The sequence below is a fragment of the Micromonospora sp. DT81.3 genome (genome assembly GCF_049847225.1).
Lineage (GTDB): Bacteria > Actinomycetota > Actinomycetes > Actinomycetales > Microbacteriaceae > Microbacterium.
In genome coordinates, this window is sequence record NZ_JBNCNY010000002.1 from 448420 (window position 1) to 468300 (window position 19881).

The following is a 19881-nucleotide window of genomic DNA, read 5'->3' on the forward strand; positions in this document are numbered from 1 at the left end:
CGGATTCAGCCGCGACGATCCGACCCGGCTGGGTTCGCGATGCCGCCGCTCGCGGCGCCGAGGAGCTCGAGCACGCGGTGACCGGCAGCGAGCGTCGTCGCGCTCATCCGGTCCGGATCCAGGCGCGCGGAGCCGGCGAGCGCCGGGTCGTACGGCAGGGTCACGACGCGCGGATCCGCCCGCAGAGCCTGAGCGACCCGCACGCGTGCGCGCCGACCCTCGCTCTCGGTGCGGGCGCAGACCACGAGCGCCGGTGCTCGCACGTCCCGGTCGTCGGCCTCGGCGAGCACGTCCCGGCCGCGCTCGATCGAGACGGTCGTCGCGGCGCAGACCACCACGAGGACGTCCGAGTCCGACAGCGTCTGGTCGAGGGCATGGGGTCCGGGGTCGACGACCGAGAGTACGCCGTCGCTCCCGTCGGCGTTCGGCAGGCGAACAGTCAGCGGGTCATCGGCGCGCGACAGCGCGTCCGCCGAGAGGCCGGCGTCGGCGAGCCTCGACCAGACGAGTGCGGCGACCGTCGTCGCGCCCTCGCCGCCGCTCCCGGACACGACGACGATGCGCTGCCCGCCTGATCGGGTCGCCCGGCGGGTCTGCCGGAGCGAGGGCGCAGCAGGCGGCGCCGGAGGGATGGGCTGCGTCACAGCCCGCCATCCTCTTTGACGCACACGCCGCCGCACGCCCGGGCGACCCCCTCGGCGATGCGCTCGCCCACCTCTCCGTCGGCCCCGAACGGTGCCCAGCACTCGGTCCAGAACACCGGCCCGGGAAGCAGCGAGGACGCGGCCGGTGCCAGTCGCTCGATCTCGTCGGGCACGGCGATGCGCTGGGTGTATTCGACCGACAGCAGCACGCGGCCCTCGCCGTCGAGCACCAGATCGAGCGCGCCGGCCTTCGCGCGCGCGATCGTCACGGTGTGGCCGAGCGCCCCCGCGGCGGCGCGTAGATCGTCCGTATCGGGGGATCGCTCCGACACGAGGATGAACTCACGAGGCATCCGAATTATCTCCTGCGGGTGTGGCGGCCATGGCCGGCGACGGGCGGCGCAGCGGGAAGTGCGCGAGGTGGATGACGCCCGGCGGGCGCCCGCGGCGCACGATGCGCGCGCGGCCAGGGACCATCTGCTCGGCGTACACCCGCGGGAACACCTGCCCTTCCGATCGTTCTCCCGAGAGAACGAGGCCGGTTCCCCCGGTGTCGCGGAGCGACTGGATGCCGACCTCGAACGATGCGCGGGTCGATCCGGCGACCGGCCGGGTCAGGAACACGTGCAGCCGCAGGTCGCGGGCCGACGGCAGGTAGGGGATGAGCGGCGCGAGCGGGTCATCGCCGCCGGAGCTCAGGATGTCGTGGTCATCCACGAGCACCACCACCCGCGGACCCGGCTTGCGCGCCGCCTCGGCGGGGTCGCTGCGGCGGGCCAGCTCCTGCGCCACCGACGTGGCGAGCACTTCGGCCCGGCGTGCGTTCGGGGCGTGCCCGCCCAGGTACTCCTCCGGCACGACCGGCGCGACGTGGCCGCGGGCGTCCATGACGGCGAACACGACCTCGTCGGCGGTGTAGCGCTCCATGAATCCCTCCGCGATGCCCCGGAGGATCGAGGATTTTCCGCTGCCGGCGTCACCGTACACGAGCAGGTGCTGCTCGATGCGCGGGTCGAAGAACTCCCCGGCGAGATCGTCCTGCCGCACGCCGATCGGCACGCGGTCCGGCTCGTCCAGCGCGTCCGGCAGGTCCGCCGGGTCGAGCAGCTCGGGCAGCAGGCGGATGGGTGTCGCGGCGACCCCGCTCCAGCCGTCGGCGAACCGGCGGGCGAGATCTTCGAGCGCAGGGCCGATCTCCCCGTCGTCGACGACGGTCTGCACGGGGAGTGCGATCTGACCGAACAGCCCCTCCGCCGTCACCGCGCGGCCGGGGCCCGCCTCCTTGAGCGTCTCGGCGATCTTGCGGCCGACCTGCGAGTCCATGGCGTCGTTGAGGCGGAACTCGATCCGCTGCCCGACGTGCGACTGGTGCCGCATCGGCACATCGTTCCATCGGTTCATCGCGAGAACGAGGTGGATGCCGAAGGATCCGCCACGTCCGAGCAGGGCCATCAGCCGCTCCTCGAACTCCTCGAACTCGCCGCGCAGCTGCGAGAACCCGTCGACGAGGAGCACGATGTCGGGGGCGATCAGCTCGGGGATCTCGCCGCGGGCGTGCCGCGCACGCAGCACCGCGAGCGAGTCGATGCCGCGCTCGCGGAAGATGGACTCCCGGGCCCGCATCATGGCGAGCAGCTCATCGAGAAGGCGCCCGATTCGCTCGGGATCGAAGCGGGTGGCGACGCCGCCGACGTGCGGGAACGGTTCGAGCCGCGCGAGCCCGCCGCCGGAGAGGTCCAGGCCGTAGATCGACACCTCGACCGGCGTGTGGGTCAGGGCGAAACCCATGCCGAGGGTGCGGAGGAAGGTGGAGCGGCCGGTCTGGGGCGCTCCGTACACCGCGAGGTGCCCGCCGCCCCTCGTGAGGTCCAGCAGCCAGGGGCCCTGGCGCTGGCGTGCGGGGTCATCGAGAAGGCCGACCGGCACCTGCAGAGGACCGTCGGCCCGTGCGCCCCGTACGCGCTCGAACGCGAACTTCGTGGGCAGCGGCGGCAGCCACACGGGTGGCACGGGCGGGCGTGCGTCGCGGAGCAGCTCGACGGCGGCATCGAGCAGGCTGGGCCCGACGTGCACCGGGGTTGCGAGCCGCACCTCTGCATCGGCACCATCGCGACCAGCGGCATCCGCCTCGATCGTGTTGTAGCGCGGCAGCAGGATGGGGCGCGCCCTCTCCTCCGCCTGCGGCTCGGACGGAGTGGGCAGCGGTCCCGACACATAGCCGGCCCGGAAGCGCGTGTACTTCGTGGTGTCGACCTTGAGGTAGCCGAAGCCCGGGATCGCCGGCAGATGGAACGCGTCCCGCGTGTCGAGGATCACCTGGCTTTCGGACTCGGAGAACGTGCGCAGCCCGATCCGATACGACAGATACGTGTCGAGGCCGCGCAGCTTGCCCTGTTCGATGCGCTGGCTCGACAGCAGCAGGTGCACACCGATCGAACGCCCGATCCGGCCGATCGTCAGCAGCAGATCGACGAAGTCCGGCTCGGCGGTGAGCAGCTCGCCGAACTCGTCGATCACCAGCAGGAGATGCGGCATGGGAGGCATCTCGGGATGCTGCCGCCGCAGGCGGCGGTATGCCGAGATGGATGCGACCGAGCCGGCGTCGCGCAACAGCTCCTGGCGCCGGCGCACCTCTCCCGCGATGCTCGTCTGGGCCCGGCGCGTGAGCTGGGCGTCGTCGGCGAGATTGTCGATGACGCCCGCGACGTGCGGCAGGGCGGCGAACGGTGCGAAGGCCGCCCCGCCTTTGTAATCCACCAGCACCATGGCCAGATCCTCGGGCGGATGGGTCAGGACGAGTCCCAGCACGAGGGTGCGGAGCAACTCGGACTTGCCGGAGCCGGTCGCCCCGATGGCGATGCCATGCGGGCCCATGCCGAGCTGCGCGGACTCCTTCAGATCGAGCTCGACGACCTCGTCGTTCTCATCGACCCCGATCGGCACGCGCAGGAAGGCGCTTTCGGCGCGCGGGCGCCAGGCATGAGCCAGCTGCTCGGCGGACAGGCCGTCGTAGCCGAGCGACTCCAGCACCCCGATGACGTCACCCGTTTCGGCATCCCGCCGTGCGTCGCTGCGGCTCAGGCGGAGCGGTGCGACCGTCGCCGCCAGCGCCCGCACTTCGCGCAGTCCCGGCTGGTCGGCACGGATACCGGTGGCAGGGGGTTGCTTGCGCACATCGTCGACGACGAGCCGGTCGCCGGTCGCCGTGATGCGCACCGAGACTTCCGACGGTTCTTTGAGCCGATCATCGACGAGGTGCACGATCGTGATGCCGAGCTCTCGCAGCGTCGCCTCGCGCTCCGCCGCGGCGAGCGAAGATGCGGTCGCGGCTCCGTGGTCGACGAAGACCAGCAGCCGCGACATCCGCGCGCTCGCCCCCGTTCGTCCCGTTCGACGCTCCGCGGCCACCGCCTCGGCTCGCGCCTGCAGCCACGGTGCGAGAAGGCTCGAGAGCCGTTCGAGCGTCGGGGCGACACGCCGGGCCGCGACCGGGCCGTCGAAGACGTCGGTCGCCTGCACGTGCCCCACGACGTCGAGCCCGTCCCAATCCCCCTCGAGCTCCGGGGGGTGGACCAGCGCGATCGAGACGTCGTCGGGTGCGTGGAAGGCGATGATCTGGGCGTAGAGCGCACGCGCGACACCGAGGGTGGCGTCCCGGGGACCGACGATGGACACGTCGCCGACACGGTCGAGTTCGACCGTGGCGGGCATGTCCCGCACGACGGAGTAGTGGTGCAGCAGCTGGGTGAGCTCCCCGCGCAGCAGCTCATCGTGCGGTTCGACCGGGTTGGTGTCGGCGGGGAGCGTGAGGGCATGCCAGTCGACGGGCCCAGTGCCGATGCGCAGGCGCAGGAAGTCGCCGTCTGACCGCCGTCTCTCCCAGCGGCGCGCGGGGTCGCGGAGGATGTCCGGAAGCGCGGCGGGCGGAGGGTCCGTGAGCACTGCGGTCCTCCGCACGTCGTCGCCGACCGCGCGGAGCTGCTCGCGCTCGTTCTCGAGGTGCTCGAGGAACCGCTGGCGCTGGGTTCGCCGGCGCCGAACCGTCTGCCCGCGCTGCGTGAGCGCCATCCCGATGCCGCCGACGACTGCCACGACGAAGATCATCGCCGCAACGATGACCATCAGCGGGTTCGTGCGGAGGACCGTGATCATCACCACCGAGGACATCGCGCCGATGACGGGAAGCAGCATCTGCAGCGGGAAGCCGCGGCCTTCGTCGGTGGCGCGCGGCGGCGCGGCGACCTCGCGGGGAACGGGAGGCTCCGGGGGCCGCACGACCCTCGCCGGTCGATGGATGACCCGCACCGTCACGATGCGACCTCCTGCGACGCATCGGACGCCCGCCCGGCGATGACGGCCGCGGCGATGGCGAGCCACGCACGGCGGGTGCGCCCGCCGGCGCCGATGCCGGACGCCAGCCTGGCATCGAACGGCACACGCAGCACGGGGGCATCGAGGGGCCCGAGCCGCACGCGTGTGGCCGAGCCGCCCGCGTCGGACACGTCGACGAGCACGAGCGTGACGTCGGGCGCGCCGGGTTCCACGCGCATCGCGGGCACGAGCGACGCGGCCTCTTCGAGGCCTCGTCGGTCTGCCGCCGCGACGACGCAGACGGAGTGCGAGGCACGGGCGATCTCGGCAACGGCTGTGAGCTCTCGCCTCCGGCCCCAGTCCGTCACGACGAGCGGGAAGAAGCGGCCGATGGGAGCAACAGCTTCCCGCCACTCCGCAACGTCCGCCGGCCACACCGCCGCGCTCTCACGGCCGAGCCCGAGGAAGTGGAGGCTCCCGCGGTGCGGGAGGCCGTTCGTCGCCTCCGAGAAGGTGCGAGCGCGCTCGCGCACGGCATCCGGCGCCGTCATCCGCTCGGCGCTCTCCCAGCCGAGCTTCTCCGCGAGGCCGTGCGTCGATCCGTGCGCGTCGACGGCGAGCACGGGGCGCGCCCGTCGCGCGGCCGCCAGCGCCGCCACCGCGGCGGCGACGCTGCTGGCACCCGTTCCGCCCGCGAGAGAGAGGACCGATACGCGCCGGCTGGTCGGCAAGGGGGTGCGGACGCGGCGATCGAGGTCGACGTACACGCGCTGGCGATCCGCCCATCCCGCCCCGCCGGCGATGAGGGGAACGCGCTGCCCGGCATCCGTCATGTCAGCCGAACGTCCGCAGCAGATCGGGGTAGACATCGAGCACGCCGAGCAGAAGAGGCACGGTGGAGATGACGGCGAGCAGCTCGAGCGCGTTTCCCCAGCGTCGCAGCCGCACCCGTCCGTGCGCGGATGGTCGAACACCGACCAGGACGATCGCGGCGATCGCCAGCCCGACGAGTACGAGAGCGTCGGCGCCCGCCGGGAGCAGCGGCGAGTAGGCCACGGCCAGGATCGTGGCCACGGCGCCGGCCCACAGCGGAACGACGTGCGATACGAGGGGGAACTGCCGCGTTCGCAGGGCGAGGACGAGCGCGATCGCGACGCCGAGGAGCACGGCGAAGATGTCGCCAGAGAGCACGAGCACGACGGCGGCCGCGCCTGCCGTGACCGACAGCGCGACGCAGAGCCACGCCAGGCTGGCGTACGCGTCGTCGAGCGAGCGCTGCACATTCCGCCGAGAGGGCAGCGATCCCGCCAGGGCGGCATCATCGAGCCGCGACAGCCCGGAGGCTGCGAGCGCGATGGGGGGAAGGATTCCGATCACGACGAGCGCGGCGAGACCCACGATCGCGGCGGTGACGACGAGAGGCACGGAGCTGAGGGCGAGTCCCACCGCGGCCGCCGTTGCGCCTGACCCCGCGAGCGCCCCCCACGCGGCGGGAGCCGAGCGCGCCGCCAGACCGAATCCGACGCCGATGGCGATCCACGCCAGCCCGACGGCGAGAATCGCGTCGAACACGTCGTCGGCCCCCGCCGAAGCGCCGACCGCGACCGCGAGCGGCGGGGCGATTCCGAGCGCGACGGCAGTCGTCCATCGCCGGGACCACGACCATCCGAGGCGTCCGAAGACGATCGCCGCGGCGAGCGATGCGACGTACCCGACGACGAGCGCTGCCACCGATGCCGCTCGATCCAGCCCGGCTGTCACCTGGAAAGCGACGGCGAGCGTGCCGGCACCGACCGCCAGCGCCCCCACCCACTGGCGTGCGGATTCTCCCCAGCGATCCGATCGCCGGACGAGCGACTCCGCGACGACGTCGGTCACGTCGGCGACTTCCGGCGGTGGGGGCGCCTCCTCGGCGTGCACGACCCGCAGGACGTCGCCATCCGGAATGGCCAGCTCCCCCGCCGTCGCCGACAGGTCGAGCTGCTGCCCCGTGCGGCGCACCAGCTGCACGGGCGCGCCGGCGAAGCGCTCGCCCTCGCCGATGAGATCGAGCAGCTCCGGCAGAAGGCCGACGAACGGCTCGTCGTTCGGAACGACGACGTCGCCACGCAGGCGCTCGCCGACGAGGGTGATCCTCGTGTACCCGGTCATCCCGCCTCCCATCCCGCCGACGCCGGCGCCACCACGGAGCTGAGGGGAGCCGAGCTCAGCGATCTCTCCCGCGCGTCCCGCTCCTGTTGCGCGAGCACACTGCCGATGAAGGAGATCGCGACGCAGACGGCGCAGACGACCGCCGCGAGGACGACGCTCCCTACGAAGCGCCGTACGTTCGTCCCGACGGATCTGCGGGCACGCGGCGGTCCGAACACGAGAGCCGACGACAGTCGATCCCGGTGCACGGTGACGGCTTCCAGCAGGAGCGCATCGCGGTCGCTCACTCCGCACTCCCCCCGAACAGCATGCCCGCCATCGCGGGGGACGCCTCGGCGATGCGCTCCGCTCCCAGATCGTCGACGAAGGCACGCAGGCGGATCCAGCTCGCCGGGGCGGTGAGCCCGCTGAGGTCGAGCATCAGCGCAGGCGTGCGGCGCCCGCCGAGGACGGCGCCACCGTGGCGGCCGGCGACGGCGTGGGGGTCGATGCCGAGGGTGCGCACGGCCGGCGCGCCGACGAGAAGGGCGAGGGGCCAGAACGGGCGGGGGAAGCGCGCGGCACGGAAGAGGTCGGCGCGGCCGGGATCCGCGAAGGCGGCGGCGAACAGCGGCACCCCCGGGGCGATGGACTCGAGGGCGGCTGCGACCCCGGCGATCCGGCCGGCCGTCTCGGCGTCGTTCTCCCCTCCGAGGTTCACCAGCAGCTCGGAGACCTCTTCGATGCCGGCGGTCGTGCGGTGAGCGGAGACGTAGCCGGTCAGCGCACGGCCCCCGTTGGACCCCGCGACGACGACCCGCGTCGGGCGATCGGCCTCTCGCGCATAGGTCGTCAGTGCCTCGCGATCCCATGGCATGCCGCTGGGCTCACTGGTGCCCCACCCCGCGGGAAGCGCCCCGGACAGCAGCGGCGCGAGCTGCTCCACGTCTCCCCCGAGGATCGTCTCGAAGGCGTTGCGGTGTCGACGCGCCACCGAGACGCGCACGCGGATGGACGTCGATTCGGGCGTGAGGAATCCGGGGTGGAGGTCTTCCGGTCCCTTCGCCGGCCGATGATCCGCCGCCTCGGCTCGGGCCAGACGCCGTCCCGTCAGCCCGTCCCAGGCCTCGCCGGCGGCATCCGTCACACCCCAGGCGGCTCCCACGGCGTTGATGAGCGCGACGAGGTGATCGCTGAGCACCGCGTCCGCGCTCGTCGTGAGGACGGCACGCCGCTCCTTGCGCTGCGCCTCGAGCAGGAAGTCGGAGCGCCCAGCGCTGAGGGTGAGACGGCTTGCGACCGAGCGGGTGATGACGACCCCGGACGCGCGCGCGTCGAGCAGCGGGTGCGGGTAGACGGGCCGTGGTGCGCTCATGCCGCCGACCCCTCTTCCCAGCCCTCGATGCGAAGCCGATGCCCGGCCAGCAGCAGATGGGCCCCCGGGGGCAGCTCTACGCGCGAGCCGGCCGAGAGCTCGGACAACCGGTCGTGGGCGACCAGCTCGGTCCCGTTGGTCGACCCCAGGTCCTGCACGAACACGCGTTCGGCCTCCCGGTCGATGCGCACGTGCGCCTTGGAGATCGACCGGGACATGTCGGGAAGGGCGAGGACGATGGTGTCCGGCTCGGACTCCGGCCGCTCGGGGTTGCGACCGAGCACGATGCTGCGCTCGAGGGGCACGCGGAGCCGGTCGTCGAAGACGAGCATGAGGGGACGTAGGCGCCCGTGTCGTCGAGCTCCACCGGTCGGCCGAGACGGCAGCTCGACCCGTTCGACCGCGCCCAGCCGGAGCGGATCGCGGTCGCCCCGTACCGAGACGGTGGCGGCCCCGATGCGGCGAAGCAGCGGTCCCTGCTGCACGCCGGGAGCCGCGAGCACCGCCTCCCCACCACGGAACAGCCGGCGGATCCCTCCCGATGACAGTGCCGTGCCGTCGTCCGCACGGACCGTGCGCGTGGACGTGAGGACGTTGCCGAGCGCTCGGCCCCACCACAACCACGTCGCGAACTGCAGCGCGGCCAGCGCGAGGAACACGGCGACGCCGAGGGTGACACGCCAAGGTGTCGTCAGCGAGGCGGCGAGCGCGGCGGCGGTTCCGGCCAGAACGGGGACCGCCACGGAGACGGCACAGGATGCCGCGCGGCGAGTCGGGGATGCGTTGGTCGCCCCGGTCGAGAGCGGGCTTACTCGCACGATCGGGAGCAGTTCGCCGGGGATGCCACCGCGGCACGCGGGGCAGCTCACGGCGGAGGCGGATGCCGGTCCCCCGCACCGGCCGCAGACGACGACGGCGTCGACGAGCGTCATGCGGCCCGTCCGCACCAGGCATCCACGTCTGTCACCAGCCCAGCCTAATCGACCGGCCGGAATCGGCTCAGGGCGCGGCAGTCGGTGAGGCCGCGTCAGATCAGGTCGGCCTCAGGATCGCGCTCCTCGGGAACGCCTCGCTTCTCCTCGGACCGCTCGGCATCGGCGTACTTCTTCTGCAGCACGTAGAGTGACACGACCGCGCTCAGCCTTTCGAGAGCGATACGGCCGCCGTTCTCAAGGTCCCACGAGACGCGGGGGTTCGCGCCGCGTCGCTCGTGCGCCCACCGACCGAGAACGCGTCGACGATCTCACGCAGATCATCGATCGTCGCGTGCTTCACTCCCACGATGCGAGCCCAGGAGCCTTCAACCGAGGTCCGCTCCGGCGTCGCGATCCGCGCTTACCCCGCGCGACTCCTCGAAGCGCTCGACGTCAGCGTACCTCTTCTGCAGCACGACCAGCTGAACGACGAAGCCGAGCCACTGAACGGCGACACGTCCTCCGTTCGGCAGGTCCCACGACACGCGGGGATACTCCCCGCGGCGGCGATGCGCGGGCGCGCCCAGAATCGCCTGCACGTCAGCGACGACGGCCGTGAACGCATCCGCGAGCGCCTCCTGCTGCGCGGAATCCGTCTCGTCGATCTGTGAGCTGACACCCGCCTTGACCTCGGCGACAAGGCCCTCGTCGAGCAAGACGTTCACCAACGCTCGAGAGGCGCCCACCTCGGACAGATAGTCGATGCTCCCGGGAAGATCCAGCCGCACGACCCACGCGAGCCGATCGGCTATCGGCCCCAGGACGGCCCTGTCCGCCGGCCATGCGAGTGCCGTGAACTCATCGATGATCGACCTGAGCCTGGGCGCGCTTGCATATTCCACGTCAGTCACCTCGACAGCATATTCAGCGTTCGACAGGGTCCTGCGTCGCCGGCGTGCAGCGAAGGGCCGGCGACGCCGGGGGTCAGACCAGGTCGGCCTCGGGATCGCGGTCGTCGGGGATGCCGCGCGATTCTTCGAAGCGCTCGATGTCCGCGTACTTCTGCTGCAGCACGGTGAGAGCCACCACGGCGCCCAGCCTGTCGAGGGCGATGCGACCGCCGCTGGCCAGGTCCCACGAGATCCTGGGGTACTCGCCGCGGCGCACGTGAGCGGGAGTCCCGAGAATCTGCTCGAGGGCGCCTCGAACGGCGGAGAAGGCCTGCGCGAGCTGCGCACGCTGCTCCTGATCGTCTTCATCGATCCGGGCGCTGACATGCACCGTCACCTCGGCGATGTCATCGTCGCTGATGAGCACGCTGGCGCGACCGCGCCCGAAGCCATAGGCGGTCTGATAGTTGATGCCCTTCGGCCTGTCCAGCTGCAGCGTCCAGCCGAGCTTTTCAGCGACGGGGTGCATCGAGTCCCTCGGCGCGGGCCAGGTGAACTCCGCGAAGGCGTCCACAATGGGGCGCAGATCATCGATGGTCGCGGAACTCACGGTCATGTTCTCAGTCTATGCGAGCCCCCGCGGCGGGTGCCGGGCCGCGCAGTGCTCCCTCGGTTCGCTCAGCCGACCGGAACCGGGAGAGTGAGATCGAGCGCCTCCGGGTCGAGCGCCAGGTCCTCGATCTGGACCGACCCTGACCCGTCCGCCTTCACCAGCTGGTACCTCACGTCGATCGTGCCATCGGCAAGGCCGTGAGCGACATCCGGATTCTCCGCGAGGTACCTCTGCAGGGTCGGGTCGACGCGGAAGACGTCATTGAAGTACAACGTGGATCCCTGAGCGGCTCGGGTGCCGTCCGGCAGCACGCGTCCCCTCGCGCTGAGCTCTGCCGAACCGCCTTTCGCCTCCGCCACGATCAGCGTCCTGCCGTCGTGAGTGAGACCCACCTGGTCGAACTGTCCGGCGCTGGCGCCCGCTCCGTCGACGACCACGTCGGCGCCCTGCGAGCGGATCGCATCACGAGCGGCCGCGTCGCCCAGGCGCTCCGACGCGTTCGCCTGCGCCGTGTAAGAGGCGCGCTCGTCCCATGCCGCGGTCCGCATATCGTCGATCGCGTTCAACCGCTCCGCGGCTTCGTCGGGCGTGAGGTCGGGGTCATCGAGCACGGATGCTTCCAACCGGTTCATCGAGGCGGTGATGTTGCCCTTGAGGAGATCCTTATCCGAGACGGGCATCCCCAGTTCGTCGAGGCGCGCGATGGCGTCTCTGCGCTCCGCCACCGCATCCCGGCGCACCTCCACCGCGTCTGTGCGCGCGTCGACGGCGTCGACGTAGTCCTGGGACGGCTGGAACACGACGTCCTCGTTCGGCGTGCGGCCCGCCGTCCGCGGGTCCACGGCATCGCGGTCGACATCGGCGGCGGGAGTGTCGTCCGACCCGGCGCCGTCCGCGTGGTCGCCCGGTGTGTCGGCGCCATCCTGAGGAACGTCGACGCGGTCGCCGGTGACATCCGGACGGTCGACCGGCACGTCCGGCCGGTCGGCCGGCACATCCGGACGGTCGGCCGGCACGTCCGGCCGGTCGGCCGGCACATCCGGCCGGTCGGCCGGCACGTCGATGTCGAGATCGAGATCTCCGAAGTCGATGTCGAGGTCGAGGTCGGAGTCCACGTCGATGCGCGGGACCGCGAAGTCGCCCGCGTCGATGTCGACGTCCACATCCACGTCGACGTCTCCGCGACGGCCGAGCTTGCCCACCTTGGCGATCTTCGTGGCGGCGCCGGCACCGGCGATGAAGGAGGTGCCCACGTTGAGCACGACGTCCGTGAACGCTCCCTGCGGGTTCTCCGACCAGCGGTCCCAGGCGAGGAAGTCCTTGCCGGCACCGAGCCACGCATCCCCGGCGGCGCCCCAGTCGAACCACTCGCCCGTCTCGGGATTGCGGGTGATGAGCACCGCCATGCCGGTCCACGTCTCGGTGAAATTGTCGAGGGTCCAGGAGAAGTCGCCGTCGCTGTCCCACTGCATGCCGACCAGCCCCGCGAGGTCCTTGCCCGCGTTGACGACCCAGCTTCCCGCGGCTTCAGCGCAGTCCTCGTCATCGGGCTCGGCCGTGCCCCACGGGGTCTCGGCCTCGTGCGGGATCTCGTCGACGCCGTAGTGTCCGTCGGCGTAGCTGCCTTCTCCCGCGGTCAGCGGCGACAGGTTGTGCAGCGCGCGGATCTCGTTGATGCACACCCTCTCGGCCTCGTGCATCCGCTCGACGCAGTCGTTCAGGCCTTTGATGATGCGCTGGTTCTCGGCCTCGAGAGCGGGGTCGTCCCACCAGTCGGTCCGCACAGCACCGTGCGGCACACGCCCACCCGTGGGCTGCGTCGGCTCGAACGCCGCGACATCCGCGCGCAGGTCGACCAGGTCGGCCTTCAGCGTCGTCATCGTCGCCTTGATCTCATCGGCCGTCTGCTTGAGCGTCCGCAGACTCCTGGCCACCGAGGCGGTGCGGGTCGACACCTCGGTCGAGAGCGTGCTCACCGGCGCCATGGCCGCGATGAGCTCGGCGTCTCCGGGACCTTGATACGCGGAGGAGATCGGAGCCCATGCCGTCACGGCCTGGGCTCCGTTCTGGCCGACGACCCTGCCGAGCGCCGCGATCGACGCCGCCGCCGTCTCGATGGACTCGGTGTCCATGGTGTTCAGCGGGTGGGCGCCGATGTCGGGAAGCCTCGGGTCGGTCATACGGCGATCACCTCACTCGACCCCGAAGTACGAGAAGTCGCCGGATTCGGCGGACGCGATCGCCTTGGACTGCACGGTCTGCAGCATCTCGTCACTGGCGGTCGTGTAGGAGTTGGTCACGGTCGTCACGCCGAGCAGGCACGCGGTGATGCGATTGCCGATGCTCTGGATGACGGGCGACTCGTGTCCCAGAAACTCGGCGACCGCCTGGGCGGCGCCGGGCGCGGGGGCTGAAGCCATGGCCGCCACGTCACCCTCCAGGCTCTCGACGTCGATGCCGTCCGAAAGCTCGGTCGCCTCGCCCTTGACGGCGTGAACGATCCCCTGCACCGCCGCTGGCGCTATCTCGAATCCCATGGTCTGCACCTCCTCGCCATACCGGACGACTGCGCTTCCTCGAGGCGATTTGCCCCGAGGCGGCGCCGTCGTCGGCTACGCGATCGCGTCGACGGCCGCCTTCGCCTTCGCGAGCGCGGTCTGGGCGGTCGCGTCGTTCTCGGTCATCGCCTGCTTGAGCGCCTGGATGATGCTCTTCGTGTTCTCTGAGATGGTCGTCCAGCGCTGCTCCTTGGCGAGGTAGGTCGCGTCGGCGCCGTCGATGCGGGCATCCGCCATAGCCGTCTTCACTTCCTTGTCGCGCTCGGCGATGAGCCGCTCGAGGTGGCTGGCGATGGCGAGGAAGTTCGCCTGAGAGGACTGCGAGTCGTTGATGTCGAAGGCAAGGCGGTCTGATGCAGGCATGTCACGTGCTCCTTGTGGTTTCGTTCCGGATGTCGATGGCTAGACGGCTCGGCCGGAGAAGCCCGTGTAGTCCTGTGCGCCGTCGACGCCGCGCGTCTGCTCCGCCTGCTCCTGGACTCCCTGCTGCACGGACGTGTCCATGCCGACGGAGCCCTGCAGGATCGCACCCAGCGCGCGGTTGACCTCGGACGCGATCGCCTGCGCGTTGCGCTGGAACACGTCGAACACCTGCCGAGCCGGTCCCTGGAACGACTTCTCGACCGGCTCCGAAGCCTGGGCGAGCTGCATGATGAGCGCCCCGAGGTTGTCGGACTGCGCCGAGGTCTGCTTGTTGAGGATGCTGAGCGTGTCAGCGCCTGTGTCGAACTTGGTGGCCACGATGCTTACCCCTCATTGTCCGCAACGGAGCCGCGAGCCGCGGCTTCGGCGACGCCATCCACGTCGTCGCCCAACGAGGCTACCTAGCGATCCCGATCTCTTCAAATCATTTGATGGATCTTTCAGGTATGGCCGCGGTGGCATATGACATGGGCGGGTGGGGGATGTCGTCATCCCCACCGGCAATGCCCGTCCCGGGCCGGTCGGCGGCCCGGGGCGGGCTACTTGCGCTTGTCGGTGGCGCGGCGCTGCGCGCGGTTCTGCGGCGCGGGCTGCGCGGCGGCACCCGCCGGCGCCTCGGTGCGCTGCCCGAACGCGCCGCGAGTGACCGGGGCCTCCGCCTCGACGACCGCCGTCGGCGCGCCGGCACCCTTGGCTGCCGCCTGGCGGAGACGCGCCGTGGCGGCCTGCTGCACCTGGCCCCTGTCGTTGCGCACCTCGACCTCGCCCGCATCGTTGGGCGCCGAGTACTGAAGCCCGTGGCCATCGACCGGTGCGGCCGCCAATCCCTTCGCCTCGACCTGCGCCGGCCGCTCGCCCTCCGCCGGACGGCGCACCTCGACCTCGAGGTTGTAGAGGTAGCCGACGGACTCCTCCTTGATCTGTCCCATCATCGACTGGAACATCTGGTAGCCCTCGCGCTGGTACTCGATCAGCGGATCGCGCTGAGCCATGGCTCGCAGGCCGATGCCGTCCTTCAGGTAATCCATCTCGTAGAGGTGGTCGCGCCACCGGCGGTCGAGCACCTGCATGACCACGCGGCGCTCGAGCTCGCGTGTCGCCGCGGCCCCGAGGGTCTCCTCGCGGCGCTCGTAGGCGATGCGGGCGTCGGAGAGGATCTCGCGAACGAGCCCATCGGCCGAGATGCCGCCCTTTCGGCCGGCCCCCTCGGCGACGACCTCGTCGATCGTCACGCCCACCGGATAGAGGGTCTTGAGCTCCGTCCAGAGGGCGTCGAAGTCCCAGCTCTCGTTGTGACCCGTCCCGGTGTGGTCCTTGATCACGCCGGTGATGGCGTCCTCGATGAAGTGCTGCACACGGTCGGCGATGTCATCGCCCTCGAGGATGTGGCGGCGGTCGGAGTAGATCGCCTCGCGCTGGCGGTTCAGCACGTCGTCGTACTTGAGCACGTTCTTGCGGATCTCGGCGTTGCGGGCCTCGACCTGGGACTGGGCGCTCTTGATCGCCCGCGAGACCATGGTCGACTCGATCGCCACGTCGTCGGGGAAGCTCGTGCGCGCAAGGATCGCCTCGGCGGCGCCCGACTGGAAGAGGCGCATCAGGTCGTCGGTGAGGGACAGGTAGAAGCGGCTCTCGCCGGGGTCCCCCTGACGACCGGAGCGCCCGCGCAGCTGGTTGTCGATGCGGCGGGACTCGTGGCGCTCGGTGCCGAGCACGTACAGGCCCCCGGCCTCGACGACCTTGGTGGCCTCCGTGGCGACGCGATCCCGCATCTGCTCGTAGACGCCCTCCCACTCGGCGTCGTACTCGTCCGGCGTCTCGGCCGGGTCGAGCCCCTTCGCCTTCATCTCCTGCACGGCGAGGAACTCCGCGTTGCCGCCGAGCATGATGTCGGTGCCGCGACCCGCCATGTTCGTGGCGACGGTCACGGCGCCCAGGCGCCCGGCGCGGGCGACGATCTCGGCCTCACGCGCGTGGTTCTTCGCGTTCAGCACTTCGTGCTTGATGCCCTTCTTCGACAGCAGGCGCGAGAGGTGCTCGCTCTTCTCGACGCTCACGGTGCCGACGAGCACGGGCTGCCCGCTCTCGTGACGAACGGCGATGTCCTCGACCACCTGAGCGAACTTCGCCGCTTCGTTCTTGTAGACGAGGTCGGCCTGGTCCTTGCGGATCATCGGCTTGTTCGTGGGGATCGCGACCACCCCGAGCTCGTAGGTCGACATGAACTCGGCCGCCTCGGTCTCGGCCGTGCCGGTCATGCCGGCGAGCTTGTCGTAGAGGCGGAAGTAGTTCTGCAGCGTCACGGTGGCCAGCGTCTGGTTTTCGGCCTTGACGGGGACGGACTCCTTCGCCTCGATCGCCTGGTGGATGCCCTCGTTGTAGCGGCGACCGACCAGGATGCGACCCGTGTGCTCGTCGACGATCATGACCTCGTCGTTCATCACGACATAGTCGGTGTCGCGCTTGAACAGCGCGAGGGCCTTGATCGAGTTGTTCAGGAAGGAGATCAGCGGCGTGTTCGCGGACTCGTAGAGGTTGTCGATGCCGAGGTAGTCCTCGACCTTCTCGATGCCGGGCTCGAGCACGCCGATGGTGCGCTTCTTCTCGTCGACCTCGTAGTCGATGCCGGGTTCGAGCGTCTTTGCGATGCGCGCGAACTCGACGAACCAGCGGTTCGCCTCGCCCGACGACGGGCCCGAGATGATGAGCGGCGTACGGGCCTCGTCGATCAGGATGGAGTCGACCTCATCGACGATGGCGTAGAAGTGCCCTCGCTGCACGAGGTCTTCCTTGCGCCAGGCCATGTTGTCGCGCAGGTAGTCGAAGCCGAACTCGTTGTTCGTGCCGTAGGTGATGTCGCAGAGGTACTGCTGGCGGCGGACCTCCGGCGTCTGCCCCGCCACGATGACACCGGTCGTCATGCCGAGGGTGCGGAACACGCGGCCCATCAGCTCGGACTGGTAGGTGGCGAGGAAGTCGTTCACCGTGACGATGTGCACGCCCTTGCCGGCGATGGCGTTCAGGTAGGCGGGCAGGGTCGCGACGAGCGTCTTGCCCTCACCGGTCTTCATCTCGGCGATGTTGCCGAGGTGAAGGGCCGCGCCACCCATGATCTGCACGTCGTAGGGGCGCTGGCCCAGCGTGCGCTTGGCGGCCTCCCGCACGGCCGCGAAGGCCTCGGGCATGAGCTTGTCGAGCGATTCGCCCGCCTCGTGGCGAGCGCGCAGCTCCGCCGTCTCGCCGCGGAGCTCCTCGTCGGTCAGTTGCGCGTAGTCCTCTTCGAGGGCGTTGACGGCCTTCACGACCTGCTGCAGCCGCTTGAGGATGCGTCCCTCTCCGGCGCGGAGCAGTCTCTCCAGGGGGTTGGCCACGTGTCGATCTCCATCTATCGGGTGCGGCGCGGTAGGCGCCGTCGCCGCCGGCGCTGACGCCAGGCATACCTGCCTATGTTATCCGTCCGTGACCTGCAAATGACCTGTGATGCTCGGTCATCCACAGGTATCTACCGGGTATCTATATACTCGGCAGGCGATCGGCGGCATCCTCCTCGGATGCCGGGACGGGGAGGCGACGGTGTCGGTGCGACAGAGCCTGCTGGCGATCCTCGACCAGGGACCCTGCTACGGGTATCAGCTGCGCGCCGAGTTCGACCGCCGGACGGGCTCCATCTGGCCGCTCAACGTCGGGCAGATCTACAACACGCTCGACCGCCTCGAGCGCGACGGGCTGGTGGCGAAGGGCGACAGCGACGCGCAGGGGCACGTCTACTACCACATCACGGATGCCGGGTCCGCCGAGGTCGCCGATTGGCTCGGGGCTCCCGTGCAGCGAGCGCGGGGCGCGCGCGACGAGCTCCCGCTCAAACTCGCCGTTGCGGCGACCCTGCCGGGTGTCGACGTCACCGCCGTGATCGCGGCGCAGCGGGCCGCGTCGCTCGGACAGCTCGAGCGGCTGGAGGACACCCGCTACGCCGGCGCATCCGGGGCGGAGGAGCTCGCGTGGTCGCTCGTGATGGACTCGATGATCTTCGCCGTCCAGGCCGAGCTGAGTTGGCTCGACCACACCGAGCGACGCCTGGCGCGGCATCCCGAGCACGCGATGGCTCTCGAGCTGGCGACGGCACGGCCGAGACGCGGGCGACCGGCACTTCGACATCCGAGCGCCGCGGACTAACCTGAAGCGTGTCCACAGTCGATGTCCCCGCCGAGGCAGAGGCTCCCGAGGAGCCCACCCCGATGACGTTCTCCGATCTCGGATTGGGCGAGGCGGTGCTGAAGGCGCTGCGGGATGTCGGCTATGAGACGCCCTCGGCGATCCAGGCGGCCACGATCCCGAGCCTGCTCGCCGGCCGCGACGTGGTGGGGCTCGCACAGACCGGAACCGGCAAGACGGCGGCGTTCGCGCTCCCGATCCTCGATCGCCTGGACGTGTCGCAGAAGACCCCGCAGGCGCTCGTGCTGGCGCCCACGCGGGAGCTGGCGCTGCAGGTGTGCGAGGCCTTCGAGAAGTACGCGTCGCACGTCCGCGGCGTGCACATCCTCCCCGTCTACGGCGGTCAGGGGTACGGCGTGCAGCTGTCCGCCCTCCGCCGAGGCGTGCACATCGTCGTCGGCACCCCTGGTCGCATCATGGACCACCTCGACAAGGGCACGCTCGATCTCTCGGAGCTCAAGTACCTCGTGCTCGACGAGGCCGACGAGATGCTCAAGATGGGCTTCGCCGAGGATGTCGAGACGATCCTCGCCGACACCCCTGACACCAAGCAGGTGGCGCTGTTCTCGGCCACCATGCCGGCCACGATCAGACGGATGTCGAAGCAGTACCTGCACGACCCGGAAGAGATCACGGTCAAGACCAAGACGACGACCTCGGCCACCATCTCGCAGCGGTATCTGATCGTGTCGTACCAGCAGAAGATCGACGCGCTCACGCGCATCCTCGAGGTCGAGAACTTCGAGGGCATGATCGTCTTCGTCCGCACCAAGAGCGTCACCGAAGAGATCGCCGAGAAGCTCAGAGCCCGTGGCTACTCGGCGGCGGCGATCAACGGCGACGTCGCACAGGTGCAGCGCGAGCGCACCGTCAACCAGCTGAAGTCGGGCAAGCTCGACATCCTCGTGGCGACCGATGTCGCCGCCCGCGGTCTGGATGTCGAGCGCATCTCGCACGTCGTCAACTTCGACATCCCGACCGACACCGAGTCCTATGTGCACCGCATCGGGCGCACCGGGCGAGCCGGTCGCTCCGGCGCGGCGATCAGCTTCGTCACGCCGAGGGAGCGGGGCCTCGTCTCCGCGATCGAGCGGGCCACCCGCCAGCCTCTCACCCAGATGCAGCTGCCGAGTGTCGACGACGTGAACGTCACGCGCCTCGCCCGCTTCGACGACCGCATCACCGAGGCGCTCGGGCAGAGCGAGCGCATCGACGGGTTCCGCGACGTGATCGCCCACTACGTCCGCAACCACGACGTGCCGGAAGTGGATGTCGCGGCCGCCCTCGCGGTCGTCGCCCAGGGCCAGTCGCCGCTCCTCCTTGAACCCGACCCCGAGCGGCCCAAGCGGGAACGGAGCGACCGAGACGACCGCACCGACCGCGGGGACCGCCCGGGGCGATTCGATCGCGACGATCGGGAACCGCGTGGCGAGCGGCGGCCACGGCCGAACAGCGGCCCGATGACCACCTACCGGATCGCCGTGGGCAAGCGGCACCGCGTCGAGCCCCGTCAGATCGTCGGGGCGCTCGCCAACGAGGGCGGCCTCAGCCGCGGCGACTTCGGAGCGATCCAGATCCGCCCGGACTTCTCCCTCGTCGAGCTGCCGGCATCGCTTCCGCCGGACACGCTCGATCGCCTCGCCGACACGCGCATCTCTGGGCGCCTGATCGAGATCCGCCCCGACACCGGCGGCCCGGGGCGCCGGAGCGGCGACGACGACCGCCCACCTCGCAAGCCCCGGCACAAGTCAGCCTCGCACGACGGCTGACCGCGACACCGGCACTCTTCGGGCACGTGTGCCAGGGGCCTC

17 protein-coding genes are annotated in these 19881 nt (G+C 70.5%); 2 read left to right on the plus strand and 15 right to left on the minus strand.

All coding sequences use genetic code 11. The features are described 5' to 3' along the window. Nucleotides 1-5: 5 nt before the first annotated feature. The 15 genes from ACPW96_RS06385 to secA all read right to left on the minus strand — a co-directional run bounded on the left by ACPW96_RS06385 (nt 6) and on the right by secA (nt 17229). Complete coding sequence (locus ACPW96_RS06385; protein WP_425882390.1) at nt 6-644, minus strand: hypothetical protein; 639 nt, start codon at nt 642-644, stop codon at nt 6-8. Then, a complete protein-coding gene (locus ACPW96_RS06390) occupies nt 641-997 on the minus strand; it encodes a hypothetical protein (RefSeq protein WP_425817232.1) in 357 nt (118 codons plus the stop codon). Before ACPW96_RS06390 ends, ACPW96_RS06385 begins: the two co-directional genes overlap by 4 nt. Further along, on the minus strand, nt 987-4955 hold the full coding sequence (gene eccCa, locus ACPW96_RS06395) for a type VII secretion protein EccCa (protein ID WP_425882391.1): 3969 nt from the start codon (nt 4953-4955) through the stop codon (nt 987-989). The genes ACPW96_RS06390 and eccCa overlap by 11 nt, the downstream gene beginning before the upstream one ends. Beyond that, nucleotides 4952-5824: a hypothetical protein gene (locus ACPW96_RS06400; RefSeq protein ID WP_425882392.1), complete on the minus strand. Its 873-nt coding sequence runs from the start codon at nt 5822-5824 to the stop codon at nt 4952-4954. Before ACPW96_RS06400 ends, eccCa begins: the two co-directional genes overlap by 4 nt. Beyond that, on the minus strand, nt 5790-7106 hold the full coding sequence (gene eccD, locus ACPW96_RS06405) for a type VII secretion integral membrane protein EccD (protein WP_425882393.1): 1317 nt from the start codon (nt 7104-7106) through the stop codon (nt 5790-5792). Before eccD ends, ACPW96_RS06400 begins: the two co-directional genes overlap by 35 nt. Then, nucleotides 7103-7393: a hypothetical protein gene (locus ACPW96_RS06410; RefSeq protein WP_425817224.1), complete on the minus strand. Its 291-nt coding sequence runs from the start codon at nt 7391-7393 to the stop codon at nt 7103-7105. The genes eccD and ACPW96_RS06410 overlap by 4 nt, the downstream gene beginning before the upstream one ends. Then, on the minus strand, nt 7390-8460 hold the full coding sequence (locus tag ACPW96_RS06415) for a DUF6177 family protein (protein WP_425817222.1): 1071 nt from the start codon (nt 8458-8460) through the stop codon (nt 7390-7392). The genes ACPW96_RS06410 and ACPW96_RS06415 overlap by 4 nt, the downstream gene beginning before the upstream one ends. Further along, nucleotides 8457-9392 carry an FHA domain-containing protein gene (locus ACPW96_RS06420; protein ID WP_425882394.1) on the minus strand — a complete coding sequence of 312 codons (936 nt, stop codon included), beginning with the start codon at nt 9390-9392 and terminating at the stop codon, nt 8457-8459. Before ACPW96_RS06420 ends, ACPW96_RS06415 begins: the two co-directional genes overlap by 4 nt. A gap of 368 nt (nt 9393-9760) precedes the next feature. Continuing rightward, entirely contained in the window at nt 9761-10285 is a 525-nt protein-coding gene (locus ACPW96_RS06425; RefSeq protein WP_425882395.1) for a DUF6301 family protein, read from the minus strand. A 73-nt stretch (nt 10286-10358) separates the two neighbouring features. Then, nucleotides 10359-10880, minus strand: coding sequence for a DUF6301 family protein (locus ACPW96_RS06430; RefSeq protein ID WP_425817214.1), 522 nt, complete (start codon nt 10878-10880; stop codon nt 10359-10361). Between the two features lie 62 nt (nt 10881-10942). Further along, entirely contained in the window at nt 10943-13057 is a 2115-nt protein-coding gene (locus tag ACPW96_RS06435) for a hypothetical protein (protein WP_425882396.1), read from the minus strand. Nucleotides 13058-13069: 12 nt separating this feature from the next. Then, entirely contained in the window at nt 13070-13414 is a 345-nt protein-coding gene (locus tag ACPW96_RS06440) for a DUF6507 family protein (RefSeq protein WP_425817211.1), read from the minus strand. A gap of 75 nt (nt 13415-13489) precedes the next feature. After that, nucleotides 13490-13798 (minus strand): pore-forming ESAT-6 family protein, encoded by a 309-nt coding sequence (locus ACPW96_RS06445; RefSeq protein WP_425882397.1) that lies wholly within the window; start codon nt 13796-13798, stop codon nt 13490-13492. A 39-nt stretch (nt 13799-13837) separates the two neighbouring features. After that, nucleotides 13838-14176 carry a hypothetical protein gene (locus ACPW96_RS06450; RefSeq protein ID WP_425817207.1) on the minus strand — a complete coding sequence of 113 codons (339 nt, stop codon included), beginning with the start codon at nt 14174-14176 and terminating at the stop codon, nt 13838-13840. A 221-nt stretch (nt 14177-14397) separates the two neighbouring features. Next, nucleotides 14398-17229 (minus strand): preprotein translocase subunit SecA, encoded by a 2832-nt coding sequence (gene secA / locus ACPW96_RS06455; RefSeq protein WP_425882398.1) that lies wholly within the window; start codon nt 17227-17229, stop codon nt 14398-14400. A gap of 109 nt (nt 17230-17338) precedes the next feature. Between secA and ACPW96_RS06460 the strand changes: the two genes are divergently transcribed. Together ACPW96_RS06460 and ACPW96_RS06465 are read left to right on the plus strand one after the other, a co-directional pair. Continuing rightward, on the plus strand, nt 17339-18031 hold the full coding sequence (locus ACPW96_RS06460; protein ID WP_425882399.1) for a PadR family transcriptional regulator: 693 nt from the start codon (nt 17339-17341) through the stop codon (nt 18029-18031). A gap of 8 nt (nt 18032-18039) precedes the next feature. Then, on the plus strand, nt 18040-19839 hold the full coding sequence (locus ACPW96_RS06465) for a DEAD/DEAH box helicase (protein ID WP_425882400.1): 1800 nt from the start codon (nt 18040-18042) through the stop codon (nt 19837-19839). Nucleotides 19840-19881: the final 42 nt, after the last annotated feature.

Bases quoted from the DNA above. Each gene is read 5' to 3' on its own strand.
- ACPW96_RS06390 (WP_425817232.1), bottom strand. From the start codon at position 997: ATGCCTCGTGAGTTCATCCTCGTGTCGGAGCGATCCCCCGATACGGAC.
- ACPW96_RS06400 (WP_425882392.1), bottom strand. From the start codon at position 5,824: ATGTCTACCCCGATCTGCTGCGGACGTTCGGCTGACATGACGGATGCC.
- eccD (WP_425882393.1), bottom strand. From the start codon at position 7,106: ATGACCGGGTACACGAGGATCACCCTCGTCGGCGAGCGCCTGCGTGGC.
- ACPW96_RS06415 (WP_425817222.1), bottom strand. From the start codon at position 8,460: ATGAGCGCACCACGGCCCGTCTACCCGCACCCGCTGCTCGACGCGCGC.
- ACPW96_RS06420 (WP_425882394.1), bottom strand. From the start codon at position 9,392: ATGACGCTCGTCGACGCCGTCGTCGTCTGCGGCCGGTGCGGGGGACCG.
- ACPW96_RS06430 (WP_425817214.1), bottom strand. From the start codon at position 10,880: ATGACCGTGAGTTCCGCGACCATCGATGATCTGCGCCCCATTGTGGAC.
- ACPW96_RS06435 (WP_425882396.1), bottom strand. From the start codon at position 13,057: ATGACCGACCCGAGGCTTCCCGACATCGGCGCCCACCCGCTGAACACC.
- ACPW96_RS06440 (WP_425817211.1), bottom strand. From the start codon at position 13,414: ATGGGATTCGAGATAGCGCCAGCGGCGGTGCAGGGGATCGTTCACGCC.
- ACPW96_RS06445 (WP_425882397.1), bottom strand. From the start codon at position 13,798: ATGCCTGCATCAGACCGCCTTGCCTTCGACATCAACGACTCGCAGTCC.
- ACPW96_RS06460 (WP_425882399.1), top strand. From the start codon at position 17,339: ATGCTCGGTCATCCACAGGTATCTACCGGGTATCTATATACTCGGCAG.